We start from the raw sequence: 13,640 nt of genomic DNA, 5'->3' as shown, positions 1-13,640 counted from the left end.
TTTCATGCGTTTTAAAGTCGGCTCGCAAATATTTGCTATGTCATCAATGCTGGCCTTCAGTGGCTGTGCATCACTGTTCGGACCATACGTGCCGTTAAAGACAACGTATTCGTCGTTGCCGACAGAAGGTCGTGCCACCGTCGCCGAACCGGCTGACCAGGCGGCCACGGTGACTATGGCACAGCCGGAATTCGACGCCGGTGCCACGCCGATTCTTGAACCCGTGAAGCCGCAACTGTCGTTGCCGCAGGAAACGCCTCGGCAACTGCCTGAGCAAGCCGCGGCGCAGACTGTCGAGGATGTGCCGAGACTTCGCCCGACTGCAGCGTTGACGGGACTGAACAGCTCAGAACCATCGACGTCGACGACAACGCCGGGCAACCCATTTGCCGTTGCCGAAGCGGCCGCTGAACCGCCGTCGCCGTTTCCCGCGAACGAAGACACCACACCAGTCAACCCGTTCGCTCTGGCCGAAGCGGCCGCCGATTCGCAGCCTGACCCGCAAGTACAGGAAGTTGTTCCCGTCGTTGATGAGGTCGTAGAAATCCAAGTGGATTCACCAACACACACGGCTTTCACCACACCAGCAGCGGAACCACAGAAACAGCAGCCTAAGAAGCAGCGTCTTCGAACAGGTCTGATCCGACAAACATCTGCGGAAGCTGCGGCAATGGCCACACCGGCCAGCTTTGCAGGTGCGTCAATCAACGCAGCATCACAGAACGCGACCACCTTTCATCCCTCCGTACCGCGACTTCCATCCGGCCAGCCGGGCTGTCCGATCGAAGCAGCGTGCGGCGACGGAATTCCGGCTGTTGTGCAGGCGTATCCCGATGAATACATCTGCGATGGCGGTGACCGAGACTTCCCGGTCCACTACTACGGCGGTCAGATGCAGGGACTGGATACTGAAGATACGGTGGCCGAATTCAAGGATCACGAAGGTCAGAATCATGTGAACCCCAGCAATCGAGTTTGCATTTACGCGCCTCGGTTTGGAGCCGTGCAAACGGTCACCAGCCTTGGGGTCGACGTGAAGATCGACAAAGCTGCGGGAGCTCGTGACGTGTCCGGATTTGGAGCGTTGGAAAAACGAGACGGCGTCGGATTCAGCGGCAGCCACAGCGGGGCCGCCGGTGTAGGAACTCGCCGCAGTGCCAGCGGAATCGAAACCATGATACCCGCTCACCAGTCCGCCAAGACCGACAGTATTGTCGAAACGGCGAAGGTGGATCAGGGGCTGGAATCGAAGATGACCGCAGGTCTGGGCCAGATTGCGTTGTCTGATGTGGCTGAGTTGAATATTCAAATTGTGGGCTTGCTCGCAGATGTCTCCGAGACTTCGCCAGGAATCAGTGCCTCCACATCCCAGGCGACTCAAACGTATTCCACCTTTCGACTTGAAGCTGTCTCGGGCAGCGACAACAGCGGTCGACCGGGCAAAGTTCACATCATGAAGGAAGCGTCGCCACAGGTGGCAAAGCCTGGCGATACCATCACCTTTCGAATTCACTTCCGCAACACGGGTGACCTGAACGTTCACGACGTTCGGATCATCGATAACCTGACGCCTCGACTGATTTACACCGATGGCAGCGGGCAAATTCAGATCGCCAATCAAAGCGGTGGTTCGCTAACGGCGGCACCGAACAAAGAAGGCAGTCAGACACTCGTGTTCGAACTGGACGAACCGCTACAAGGTGGCCAGACCGGAACGATTACGTTCGAAGCTGTTGTGAGGTAACCATACGTCGTTCGACCATTGTGGCTCGACTCTCCGAGTCGAGAAAAAATATCTGCTGCCAACAACCAAACATTCGGCTCTGCTGTGCAGCGTCGATAACAGAACGAAACGAAATGGCCAACAAGGCCAGGCAACTCGCCTCGGAGAGTCGAGCCACACATAAAACTAGATACGCAGTTCTGTGATTGCACGGAATTGGCATTCGCTTAAAATCGAATGTAGTCTTGATTCTGAATCGGAAGGGGTTTCAGGATCGAGATGGTGCCGTGAGGGGACGCATCAACAAGACAGTCCTGCGTATCAACGAAAGAGCCCGCTGCTTCACCGCAGCGGGCTCTTCTCGTTTTGAGTGTCGAAAGCCTCGTCGGCAAGACCATGTCACGACAGCGACGTCAGAATCCGGCTTGCTGCAGAATGTCAGCCACTATGTAACGACCGGCATAGCACGAAACATGAAACGCGACCATTACAAGGCAGCCTAAGCCCAGCCAGCCCCTACGATTCGCCACGGCCAGGAACAGACCATAAAGGGCGTACTGCGTGAAGTAGATGATGTATTCGGCTGTGACCTCTGAATTAAGTGCAATTCGCAGCGGACGATGCAACGGAAACAGTATGTCGTCGCCGGAGCCATCACCGTGACCGAAGCCGTGGGAGAGGACAGCGCAGTACATTGCGATGGGCGTAAACGCTATTCCAGCGAGAATTGGCCACTACCAACGCACCGACTTTTTCGATAGCGTTGCGTCGGCCCCATTTACGGAAGGCTGAAACGGGTTATTCAATTGAAAACCTTGTTCTCACTTGGGAAAGTGTGGCAGAAGCCCCGCTTTTCGAAAAAGTCGGGCTTCACAGGATACCGTCCGGTGCTTCCTTTGTCCCATCTGTCTAAAGCGGCTGGACGGCAGCCTTTCCGCGCCGTTGTCTTACGCCAAGATCTCGTCCACCACGCGCCCATGCACGTCCGTCAGACGGAATTCGCGGCCCTGGTAGCGGTACGTTAATCGTTCGTGATCCAAACCCAGCAGGTGCAGAATTGTGGCGTTCAAGTCATGGACATGGACCGGATCTTCTGCGATGTCCATGCCGAAATCATCTGTCTGCCCGTGACTAACGCCGCCCTTCACACCGCCGCCGGCTAACCACATGGTGTAAGCGTCTTTGTGGTGGTCGCGTCCTGCCAGCCCGTTGCCCTTCGCCGCGCCTTGATTTAGCGGCGTGCGGCCGAATTCAGAACCCCACACAATCAACGTGTCCTTCAGCAGGCCTCGTTGTTTAAGGTCGCGAATGAGGGCCGCGATGGGACGGTCGATTTGTTTGCATTTTTGCGGCAGTCGAGTTTCGATGCCGCCGTGATGGTCCCAGTCCGCGTCGTACAGTTCAATCAATCTCACGCCGCGTTCGACCAGTCGTCGAGCCAGCAGGCAACTATTGGCGAAGGACGACTTGCCGGGTTCCGCACCGTATTCCTGCAGCGTGTGTTGAGTCTCGTCCTGAATGTCCATTAGGTCTGGCACCGACGCCTGCATGCGAAACGACATTTCGTACTGGCTGATACGAGTGGCAATTTCCGGGTCGCCGGTGGCTTCTAATCGTTGTCGGTTCAATTCGCGCAACGCGTTCAGTACTCGCCGTCGATCGCCGCGAGTGTGGCCTTCCGGGCTGGACAGAAACAGCACCGGGTCGCCCGTCGAACGAAACTGAATTCCCTGATAGACGCTCGGCAAAAATCCGGTCGACCACAGGCTGGTGCCTGCTCCACCTTTCGGCCCCGTCACCAGAACCACATACGCGGGAAGATCTGTGTTATCTGATCCCAGGCCATAAGTCACCCACGAACCGAAGCTGGGCCTTCCGCCGCGACCGAAGCCCGAATGCAGAAACATCTGCGCCGGAGCGTGGTTGATTTCGTCGTTGTGCAGCGAACGAATGACAGCCAGTTCGTCGGCCACCGAACCCAGGTGCGGCAGTAGTTCGGACATCGACTGACCGCTGTCGCCGTGCTGCGAAAACTTCCATGGCGAACCACCCAGCGTGGAGGTCTTCCCAATGAAGGCGAAGTCACGATCCTTTGTCACTTCCGGCGGACACGGTTCGTTGTGACGCTTCCGCAACTCCGGCTTATCGTCAAACATGTCCAGCTGCGACGGAGCTCCGATCATGTGCAAATAGATCACATGCTTTGCTTTGGGAGCAAAGTGCGGCTGCCGAGCTCGCAGCGCGTTTTCAGAATCCGCGACGGCGTTCTGTTGCAGCAGTTGAGCCAGCGCGATTCCGCCGAGCCCAATGCCGGACGTGTTCAGAAACGAACGTCGATTGGGAGCTGGGATCTGTTTCATAAGGCTACCCGTCTGCGCCACCGCATTCGCCGATTACCTGATCGGAATAAGTCGCAATACGAAAAACGATATCCATCGCGTCGCGTCGTGTAATTGCGTTTCGTTCATCCAGCACGGAAATCAGATGATCGACAAACCGTGTCACGTGAGCCCTCGTAATCCCGCGTCCCTGATGTACTTTGGCGAGATCGCGATCACCGGCCGACATCGGTCCGTCCAAGGCAGCCGCGAAGAATTCCGTCTGCATGTGTTTCAGCTTGTCGACAGACGTTTCGTCGAAGAACGGCCGCAGCTCGGGGTCTGCGAGTACCCGTCCGTAGAATTCGTCAACCATGTCGTTTACGGCCGGCTGACCGCCAATTCGATCGAACAACGTCTCTAATGATTCTGACATCACGCTCTCTGCTTCCGCTCACAAATTCGAAACGGACCATTCGGCCCGCTTCAATCAGTATAGCGGAAAGGATGCAAAGACACCTCACTCAATATTTCGCGGGAGCAGCGTTTATGTTCTGGAATGAAAAAAACTGGAACGCAACGCACTGTCGTGGAACTCGCCAGAGTTCCTGCGTTTCGATCACAGCGCAGGATTTCTGGAAAAATCCACGACATCCCTGAGGCCGCAATTGCATGTTAGCGAACGCGAAACCACCCGGATTTCACGAGTCCTGACGCCAATTCTCGAACCGTGACTTCCCACACGCCTCGCGTTTCGTTGGTGGCCAGGTCCAGTTGAATCGTACGTTGACCATCCACCGCAGCGTAATAACCGCTGAATTCTGCTGGCCGACCGTCCGGATCGCTGATCGTTACCTGCACGGGGACAACTGCGTCGACTGGCTTGCCTGAGTCGTCAGTTACGGACAAAGAAATCGTAGCAGTAGTGCCGGATTTCGCGTCCTCCGGAAGTTTCAGAGCGATGTCCTTCACTGCCTTGTCGGTCAGCATATAGATCCCGCCGTCAGCCGGTCCGAGCGCCACATTCCATGACGTTTGCCCGCCCCCCTTTGTGTCCGCGCGTACCGTGCGATGGCTAACGAGGTCGTACGCATAACGAGCCTTTCGCCCCAGCGTGATCGTCGATTCCGACGGCAGTCCCCGTTCCATCACGCGACCATGATGGCCCACATAGTCGCCGAACTCGCGGTGATCGTTCATCACAAAAACGTAGTCCGTGCTGCCATGCCGTCGCGTGTGTGTCAGCACTTCTGGACTGGAACTGTCGACTCTACGCTGATAGCGAGAATCCAGTTTCGTGCGTAAGTCAGCGGCCAGTCTTTGAAGGGCCGCCTTGTCGACGTCGGCCTTCTTTGTGCGAAGATAGACCGGGATCACGATGTCTGCTTTGATGCCTGGCGCCAGTCGTTCGTCCGCGACGATAATCCCCCCTCGCTGCTGAAACGCCATCACCTTTGCTGCGACTGATTCCGGCAGCACGTCGCAACTGGGCATGATCAGCACTTTGAAATCGTCAAGCCCGTCGCGGTTGACGGTTTCTTCGTACACGATCTGCGGCTGCAGTTGAGCGTACTTGGCGATGTGCCACGCGTCGCCCGTCCACCGATGTCCCCAGCCCCACGTGCCACGAGTCGCAAACATCTGCGACGTGAAGCTTTCCAGAAGCGCGACGTCGGTTTGGTCTGCACCAATCTGTTTTAACGCCGGGCCGAGTGGTTCGACAACGTCGTGGACAAGGCGCCGTAGCTCATTTTGCGTTTCCGGATGAGTGAACCGATAGACGCTGGTGCCGTCGGTTTCGGTTAGCGAGCCCCAGCCGTGATACATGATTCCCTGAATGGGGCGAGAGATCTTGGTCCAGAAGGCTTCCCGCAAATGCATGGGCGCAATTGTGATGTACTGAGCTCCCGGATCGAAGTCCTCCCACGGTGCCTGTTCTTTTTCCGCCGCTGCGGCATTGTCTGCGGCTGCTGGTTTTTCCGGAGGTGCGGTTTGAGATCGGTACCAGATGACTTGAGTCATCTTCATGACCTGCTGCGGCGATCGTGATCCGGCTGCCATTGCGAACAGTTCGTCGGTGGTCAGGCCAATCCGAATGGGATCCGGGTACGAATACGTCCAGTGCGAAATGTAGTCCACCACGCCGCCGCTGCCCCAGATGCTGGGCACTCGAACGGCCGGATCGAAAAACGTCCAAACATCTTTGCGGTCGGTCGACTTCACGCCGTCACTGATCGCCGAATTGAAATCGTTCCAGCCATCACCCTGCTTCCAGAACCATTCATAAAACACGCGCACCGGATCGTCGTCGGGAATAATTCGGTCTTTGGGAAAATTCTCCAGCTTTATCCACGACACGCCAGCCTTGTGCTGAACGACGTCCGGAACATCGAACCCTGACGCCTGTTTGAATGCTTCCGTTTCGTGCGGATGAAACGAAACCTGAGTTCCGTCACGGATTTCTGTGTTGATCAGTGCTCCAGCAAACGCCGGATGATCGTGCCATGTCTGAGCCATCGACGCTCCGACGTTGTAGCCGAATTCTTTAATGCCCGGCGCCGACGCCGAAATGTTCTCACGCGAATAGTGGCCACCGTCGCGATCGATCCGCAGCAGATCTTCCTGGCTTTCCAACCAGCGGCCAGGAGCCATCTGAGCAAGGACGCGGAGATCCTGTTCCAACGCGGCATCCAGCAGGTTGCGGTCACTGCTTCGTTTCGATTCTTCGGCAACGATTGGCTTCTTTGCCTTCCAGACACCAGCATAGTCGGGGTGAAGGCCCAGAAAATGCGTGAACCCCAGGTCCTTCACCTTTGGCAATGTCTCAGTGCCGAAACCACCCCACATCACCACTGGCATCCGCCCCGGCAAACTGCGTGGCACGATCGTGATGGGCAACTGTTCGGAACTGCGATATTTAGTTTCACCTTGGTGCAATTGCAGAGTGGTCACCACTGAATACTCGCCCGGCCGCAGCGACGTATCCAGCAGATATTCCACATCGTGACTTGCGCCAGCCGCAATCTCCGGCAACTGAAAGTCTTTCGCTGCAATCCCGTCGACCGAAATCTGCACGGTTGCATCCTTCAGCGCTGACTTCTGCAAATTGCGAACTCGAAACTTCAACGGCGACACCTTTTCCATCCGCAGGTAGGCTCGCCGCGCAGCGATTGGCTCAATGGTGACAGGACGGAATTCGCGAACACCGGAGCACAGCCGCACCTGGTCGATCAAGCCGGGGAACCCGTGGTACAGGCTTCCGACTCGGTCGCCAATCGACAGCACGTGACGCCCAGGATGGATGGCGCCCAAACCCGGCTGTTGAGACGACCCAAGATTCTGGCCGTCGGCCCAAAACGTTACCGTCCCGGCCGCATCGTAAGTGAATGCCAAATGGATCCACTCATCCGTCGCCAACGGCGCTGCCTGCACAGACCAGAACGTCGCGGATTCTTCTCCAAACCCCAGCAGAACTTTCATTCGCCGATGTCCCTTGCCATCGGCCTTCATCAACGTCCATTGGTAGTCGTCGTGAGCGACATACTTTTTGTCCAGCAGAAACGCTTCTGGATAATCCTTCATTTCCGCTGACGGCCGCACCCACATCTCTGCAGTGAACGGCCCAGAAGGCGACAATGAGTCGTGGTCTTTGGCAACCGCAGAGTGCCGCGAGTCTTCGCGAGGCCACCCGGCGGCCGACTTCAACGCTTTTCCGAACAGACCGTCTGCAACAACGGTGGCTCCCTGCAGTGAAAGGTCGTGGCCGTTGCCCGACGAATCTTCCAGTTCATGGCCGTCCGCAAATTGCCAAAGCCCCAACACATGTTGGCCAGTGGCATCGTCGCCCGCATACGGCTTCCGGAAGTCTTCGGCAGATTGTCCGAACGCAGCAGCAGGAAAACAGATGGCGATACAAAGCGTGAACAGCGAGCGAGCAGGTTGGAGCATCAGTGGAACCGGATGTGGCCGTGGTGGGAAGGTTTGCTTCGTCTGGCGGCAGCAGCCAGGGCGGGAACGGCATCTTGCACAATGTCGCCCCGGTTCGCAACCAGCCGTTGTTGGTGGCGGTCGGTGCTGCTTGCCGAGGGGGACTTCGCCGCGTGCGGGTTCGGCAAAGCTGGGAATCCAGCCTGGCAGGCCGGACCTACGGCGATCTAAAACCTTCCCGCACCGCCGACATCGTCAGCGCGCGTTGGGATAGACTTCCAGGCCAGCCGTGCCGGGTGCCACCAGCCCGATGGCTTGGGCGCGATCAGAGAGCTGCTGTAACGCACTTCGGCCGACAGCGCCGAGGTCGACTGTCCAGTCATTGACGTACAGCTTCACATGTTGCATCAAGACGTCGTCGCTGAACTCCTGAGCGTACTGGCGCATCGTCGGCAGTGCAGAATCCGGGTCGGCCAGGGCGAGCTGCAGTGAATCGTGTATCACGGCCTGCACGTCAACCATGGTTTCCGCTGGCAGGCTGCGCCGAGCTACAATGCCGCCCAGCGGTAGCGGAGAAGCGGTTTCATTTTCCCACAGTTCGCCCAGATCCGTCACCAGATGCAGACCTTCCTGCTGCCATGTGAATCGACCTTCGTGAATGCACACACCAAAGTCGGCCGCTTGTTGTTGCAGCTTCGGCATGATGTCAGAAAACACAACGTGTTGCACCTGAGTTGTCTGAGGATAGAACAGGCGAAATAACAGAGTTGCCGTCGTGTGCTGGCCCGGGCAAAGTGTGACTTGCGAGTCATTTTGGGGAACGTCGTCTGACTTCGCTGCCAGCAGCAACGGTCCGACGCCATGCCCCAGAGCCGATCCTGACGGGAGCACCATTGTGGATTCGGCAAGTAACAAAGCGGCATGAAAGCTGGTCTTGGCCGCGTGAAAGTCGCCTGCGAAAAGTCGATCGTTGAGTTGCTGGATGTCGAGTAGTTCAACCTGAAAATCAAGACCACGCCAGTCGACGAGCTTGTTCATCAGCCCGTGAAACGCAAACGTGTCGTTGGGGCATGTAGAAATGCCAAGATGAATTGTTTGACTCATGAAAGTCCTTTCAGCACGAGGTCAGCTGCGGCGTGTAACGCTTCGGGAATCCGCCAGCGAATTTTTTCGCGATCGCCCGCGAGGTTTGAAATTCCACGCACGATGCTGACCGGAACACCAGCAAACGCTCCGGCCATCGCAACCGCATAGCCTTCCATGTCTTCGGCAACGGCATTCGGAAAGATGGCTTTCCGATCGCGTGCATCCCGCTTACATCCAGCAGCGGCACAGACGGTAAGCAGTTGTCGGTGATCTTCGGATGGCTCGTCCTTTCGCTGCAATGAAATCGCGTCGCCGATACCGACCGGCGTTCCCTCCGAAAGGCATTCCGTCCAATGCAGCCAGCCCAGTTGTCCGGCATTGCGAAACGTGTCTCCCGTACCGGCTCCGATACCGTACATTGCGACGTGCTCAAAAACTTCAGCCTGCCCGACAGCGAGGTCGTCCGTAAGAGCTCCAGCGATCCCCACCAGAATAATCTGCTTCGGTTGCAGTGACGCAATCAGTTGAGACGTCTTTGCCCCCGCCGCTACTGGGCCGAAGCCGCATAGCTGAACGCTGATGTCTCGTTCCAGCAATGGAGCAAATCGAGGAGCGAGAATCTGCCGCTCACCGATAGTCGGGATGAGGATCAAAGTCGACGTCATTTGGTCCTCCACCATACCGCGTTCGCCCGAATCGTGTAGCCGACGGCCGACGAATTCCGAAGGAAAGCAATGTCTGGTTCGTCGGAATCATTTCTTGTGCTGATGGCCACTCGCACGGCAAAATTCGTCGTACCGTAGCCATTGAGTAGACGGGTCGTCTTCTTTTTCGTCTTCGCCCGCCATCTTTTCGCCAGACGTCAGAATCTTCTGGATTAGCGTGTTCCGCATCTCGGCGTTTGTTTTGCGAGCCGCCGCGTCCTGTTCGCGACTAAAGTACAATGTGCCGTCGATCCACGTTTGTTCGCAGCGAGCGTAATTGCTGAGCGGCGAATGATTCCAGACGACAAGATCGGCATGCTTGCCGACTTCCAGCGAACCGACGTACTGTTCAATACGAAGCTGCTTCGCCGGATTTAACGTGACAAACTTTAACGCCTCTTCTTCCGACACGCCGCCATACTTTACGGCCTTGGCAGCTTCCTGATTTAGATGAGTGGCCAGTTCGCCATCGTCAGAATTAAACGACACGACCACACCGGCTTCGTGCATCAAAGCCCCGGCGTAGGGAATGGCGTCGTACACCTCAAACTTGTACGCCCACCAGTCGGAAAATGCGGAAGCCATCGCTCCGTGTTTTGCCATCGCGTCGGCCACTTTATAGCCTTCCAGAATGTGCTGGAACGTGCCGATGGTGATGTCGAAATCGTCGAGCACTCGGATCAACGCCAGGATTTCGTCCTGCCGATAGCTGTGACAATGGATCCACCGTTTCTGCTCGACGATTTCTCGCAGTGCGTCGAGTTCCAGATCTCGCCGAGGCGGCAGACCGCGGCGGTTTTTCGCGTAGCTGTCCATGCGATCCGCGTATTCGTTGGCCGCCGTAAAGGCGTCGCGGAAGGTTTGTTCGACTCCCATCCGCGTTTGCGGATATCGAGTTGTGTTGTCATCGCCCCAGTTGCTTTGCTTGACGTTTTCGCCAAGAGCGAACTTTACACCGGGCGGAGCTTGTTCGAATTTCATTTCGTCACCGGTGCGCCCCCAACGGAACTTTAGCACCTGGTTTTGGCCACCGATTGGGTTGGCCGATCCGTGCAGAATGTTGGACGTCGTCACTCCGCCAGCAAGCTGTCGGTAGATCGAAATGTCGTCGCAGTCGATGAAGTCGCCGATGCGAACTTCGCAGGTGATGGCCTGAGCTGATTCATTCACGCCGCCGTCAGTCGCGACATGCGAATGACAGTCGATAATGCCCGGCGTGATGTGCATTCCACGCACATTGAACTTTGTGATGCCGTCCGGAACATTTACTTTTTCGCCGACCTCAACGATCCGCCCCTTATCGAAGTAGATTGTGCCACGCTCGATAATGCCCTGAGGTCCGCATGTCCAGATGGTTGCATTGACGAAGGCAAAGGCCCCGTCCGACGGCACGGGCTGTTCGACTCCGTAAGCACCCAATGGATAGTTGACAGCGAAGGATGCAGACTGAGGCTTGTCGGTCTTCTTCTTGTCCTTTTTATCGTCGTCGGTTTTGTCGCTGTTTTGAAGTGGTTCGGCTGTCGCCAACGCGGTCTGACCATTGGGCCAGACGACCTGCCCAAACGCAGCGGGCGTTTTTTTTGCATCTGACTGACTGAAGACCAGCGTTAGTCGAGCCTTGCCTTTGCCGCCGAAAGATTTGGCGTCGAATTGTCCGGCCGCCGTGAAGTCCAACAGACTCACTTCCTTCATCGCTACGGCTGCAGGCTTCTTTTCTTTGTCTTCATCATCTTCTTCTTCGTCCTCCTCTTCGTCTTCTTCCTCCTCCTCGGATTTCTTGTCGTCGGCATCGTCGTCTTTTTTCAGCTCATCAAACGGAACTACGGCGACTCGCCCTGAAACTTTCTTTCCGTCGCGAGTGAATTCCACGAACAGCTTTGCAGGAAAGCCCTTTGTCTTCTGGAGTGCAACTTCCAGTTGCCCGGTTAGATCGTGTTCTGGTTTGGGCGAATGTTCGAAGCGTTCGCCGCTGACCCATGTTTCTTCGACCTTCGTCTCGTCGTCGAAGATGTCGCCGTCCGTGATTACAAAGCTGGCCAGTTTACCCGGCTGGACTGCGCCCAGTTGATCCAGGACGTTGTACAGCTGCGCTGGTGTTTCGGTCAGTGCCTTCAACGCCGACTTCTTCGACAGGCCGCGCTTGACAGCTTGCCGCAACGACTTCAGAAAATCGCCAGGCGACGACAGCTTATCCGTGCAGAAGGCGAACCGGATTCCTGCTTCGTCAACTCGAGCCGGGTTTTCCGGGCCGATGTCCCAGTGCATCATCGACGTGAGGGTGACGTTCTGAGCGATCTCGGCCGTGCTGACGTTAGGGGCCTTGCCGAAATTCAGGGGCAGGATCAGAGTCCGTTCTGTCGCAGCAATGTCCTTCAGACGGCGATATTCGTAACCGCTGCCTTTGATGATCAGATTCAAACCGAATTCACCGGCAAACCGATCGGCTCGCAGCACGTACAGTTCGTTTGACGTTTCAATCATCATCGGTTGCCGGCCGCTGATGACCGGCTGCAGCGCGGCCAAGGCGTCGTTGCGTTCCGGACGAGGCAGCGTGGGATCCGCGTCTGCCGCCTTCCATGCGTCGCGGTACCATTGAGCGTCATAAATGGCCTGCCGACTTAACGCGACGGCTCCCATGGGCGAATTGGGATAAACTTTCCGGTCGCGTGTTGCAGGCGTTAGTTCCAGATGCTGAGCGACATCGGCGGCCAACACGGCGACGTTTGGATCCGAAGATCCCGTCGACACCAACGCGCTGCGGCCTCGAATGATCTTGCCGGAGGGAGCTTGTAGTTGAGCCACAAAACCCTGTTGCCGCAGATCCTTATTCTTCGAATTGGCGACAAACTGGTCGGCCACGGACAGCTGAGGAACAACGTTAACATTCCAGTACTTCGCTGCCTGGTTCACACGATCGGTTGATAGACTCACTTCGGAGTACGCATCGATGAAGCCGGGATAGATTGTCTTACCGCTGGCATCAATGACACGAGCGTCAGCCGGAACCTCGCCGCCCTTTTCAACCGATTCAATCCGGCCGTTGCGCACAACAATCGTCGCGTCCTTCAACGTTTGCTGGCCGCTGATGACTTTTGCGTGCTGCAATGCCCACACATTGGGCGGGTTCTGTCGCAGCCCGACATTGTGTTCCGACGATCGGTCACCGTCCGCCGCGAAGCCGACAGCCGTCAGCAGAAGAATGGCGGCGGTTCGAGTTATCAATAGCATGAAACACTCCGACGAAGCTGCTTCGGAAACGAAGCGATGAACAGTTCTCTGACGAATTCCACATGCCAAAATACCGGCCAAACATCCCATATTGCCAGCGCCAGCCCACGATCCGGGACGAATTCACTCGGATTGTGTCGCGGCCGCCCGCACAGTCACCTTCATGCCGGTGAGTCCCCCTGAGACCCGCTAAAACCGCAGCGGAGTTGCGGCGGTATCAGTCTCGGAGAGACTGATCTACGCGAGGTCAGCGTGTGCCGGTCTCCTGCCCCCGCACACCGCGTCTCGCCTCCCCGCGTCCAACGGAAGCAACGCCGGCGCTTGAACTCCCACACTGTCACCCGCCCACCACGTCAACCGCCCACCACGTCAACCGCCCGCCGGTGCGTACCGGCCTGAAGCATCGCCGCCCTCCCGCGCCCAACGGAAGCAACACCGGCGCTTGAGCTCCCACACCGTCACCCGCCCACCACGCCAACCGCCCACCACGCCAACCGCCCGCCGGTGCGTACCGGCCTGAAGCATCGCCGGCCTCCCGCGCCCAACGGAAGCAACGCCGGCGATTCAGCTCCCACACCGTCACCCGTCCGCCACGCCAATCGCCCGCCGGTGCGTACCGGCCTGGCAATCGATCTACTTCTTTGGGGAGCAATC

Annotated in this window: 8 protein-coding genes; 1 reads left to right on the top strand and 7 read right to left on the bottom strand. The window is 57.2% G+C overall.

The window, feature by feature from the left end; translation table 11 throughout:
* Positions 1-4 precede the first annotated feature (4 nt).
* On the top strand, positions 5-1,744 hold the full coding sequence (locus Fuma_RS13600; protein ID WP_083732033.1) for a DUF11 domain-containing protein: 1,740 nt from the start codon (positions 5-7) through the stop codon (positions 1,742-1,744).
* 392 nt (positions 1,745-2,136) lie between these two features.
* Here the strand turns inward: Fuma_RS13600 and Fuma_RS13595 are convergent, their stop codons facing one another.
* The 7 genes from Fuma_RS13595 to Fuma_RS35280 form a co-directional block, all read right to left on the bottom strand.
* Positions 2,137-2,418, bottom strand: coding sequence for a hypothetical protein (locus Fuma_RS13595; protein ID WP_077024614.1), 282 nt, complete (start codon positions 2,416-2,418; stop codon positions 2,137-2,139).
* Between the two features lie 252 nt (positions 2,419-2,670).
* Positions 2,671-4,083 (bottom strand): DUF1501 domain-containing protein, encoded by a 1,413-nt coding sequence (locus Fuma_RS13590; protein WP_077024613.1) that lies wholly within the window; start codon positions 4,081-4,083, stop codon positions 2,671-2,673.
* 4 nt (positions 4,084-4,087) lie between these two features.
* Positions 4,088-4,477 (bottom strand): group I truncated hemoglobin, encoded by a 390-nt coding sequence (locus Fuma_RS13585; RefSeq protein ID WP_077024612.1) that lies wholly within the window; start codon positions 4,475-4,477, stop codon positions 4,088-4,090.
* Positions 4,478-4,716: 239 nt separating this feature from the next.
* A complete protein-coding gene (locus Fuma_RS13580; RefSeq protein WP_077024611.1) occupies positions 4,717-7,989 on the bottom strand; it encodes a LamG-like jellyroll fold domain-containing protein in 3,273 nt (1,090 codons plus the stop codon).
* A gap of 234 nt (positions 7,990-8,223) precedes the next feature.
* On the bottom strand, positions 8,224-9,072 hold the full coding sequence (locus Fuma_RS13575; RefSeq protein ID WP_077024610.1) for a menaquinone biosynthesis family protein: 849 nt from the start codon (positions 9,070-9,072) through the stop codon (positions 8,224-8,226).
* Positions 9,069-9,719 carry a futalosine hydrolase gene (gene mqnB, locus Fuma_RS13570; protein ID WP_077028291.1) on the bottom strand — a complete coding sequence of 217 codons (651 nt, stop codon included), beginning with the start codon at positions 9,717-9,719 and terminating at the stop codon, positions 9,069-9,071. The genes Fuma_RS13575 and mqnB overlap by 4 nt, the downstream gene beginning before the upstream one ends.
* 87 nt (positions 9,720-9,806) lie before the next feature.
* Positions 9,807-12,986 (bottom strand): amidohydrolase family protein, encoded by a 3,180-nt coding sequence (locus Fuma_RS35280; RefSeq protein ID WP_158520974.1) that lies wholly within the window; start codon positions 12,984-12,986, stop codon positions 9,807-9,809.
* Positions 12,987-13,640: the final 654 nt, after the last annotated feature.

Source organism: Fuerstiella marisgermanici (assembly GCF_001983935.1).
GTDB lineage: Bacteria > Planctomycetota > Planctomycetia > Planctomycetales > Planctomycetaceae > Fuerstiella > Fuerstiella marisgermanici.
This window is presented reverse-complemented; position numbering and strand designations above follow the sequence as displayed.

Excerpts from the sequence above, each read along its gene's own strand:
- Fuma_RS13585 (WP_077024612.1), bottom strand. The coding sequence starts at position 4,477 with ATGTCAGAATCATTAGAGACGTTGTTCGATCGAATTGGCGGTCAGCCG.
- Fuma_RS13580 (WP_077024611.1), bottom strand. The coding sequence starts at position 7,989 with ATGCTCCAACCTGCTCGCTCGCTGTTCACGCTTTGTATCGCCATCTGT.
- Fuma_RS35280 (WP_158520974.1), bottom strand. The coding sequence starts at position 12,986 with ATGCTATTGATAACTCGAACCGCCGCCATTCTTCTGCTGACGGCTGTC.
- Fuma_RS13575 (WP_077024610.1), bottom strand. The coding sequence starts at position 9,072 with ATGAGTCAAACAATTCATCTTGGCATTTCTACATGCCCCAACGACACG.
- Fuma_RS13595 (WP_077024614.1), bottom strand. The coding sequence starts at position 2,418 with ATGTACTGCGCTGTCCTCTCCCACGGCTTCGGTCACGGTGATGGCTCC.
- Fuma_RS13590 (WP_077024613.1), bottom strand. The coding sequence starts at position 4,083 with ATGAAACAGATCCCAGCTCCCAATCGACGTTCGTTTCTGAACACGTCC.
- Fuma_RS13600 (WP_083732033.1), top strand. The coding sequence starts at position 5 with ATGCGTTTTAAAGTCGGCTCGCAAATATTTGCTATGTCATCAATGCTG.
- mqnB (WP_077028291.1), bottom strand. The coding sequence starts at position 9,719 with ATGACGTCGACTTTGATCCTCATCCCGACTATCGGTGAGCGGCAGATT.